Consider the following 246-nt stretch of genomic DNA (forward strand, 5'->3'; position numbering starts at 1 on the left):
CGTCGCCGTCCGTCACCGTGTAGGTACCGTTGACCGGCAGAGATGCTCCGACCGTCGGAGCATCCGCCTGGAACTCGTAGCTGCCGTCGGCCTTGACCCGGATCGAGCCCGCGCCGACGTCGATCCATGCGGACCAACCGGTGACTGCATCGAAAGCACCGACCGAGGTGCCGTTGATCTGTGTCAGCGTTGCTCCATCCGCGCCAGCCGCAAAGTCGAACGAGCCACTGATCGTCGTGCCTTCCG

Annotated in this window: 1 protein-coding gene; it reads right to left on the reverse strand. The window is 65.0% G+C overall.

Translation table 11 applies throughout. From position 1 onward, the window contains the following. The coding region (locus IB265_RS37990) for a hypothetical protein (RefSeq protein ID WP_192496243.1) at window positions 1–246 on the reverse strand (246 nt) is incomplete at both ends.

The organism is Ensifer sp. ENS10, assembly GCF_014852025.1.
Classification (GTDB): domain Bacteria; phylum Pseudomonadota; class Alphaproteobacteria; order Rhizobiales; family Rhizobiaceae; genus Ensifer.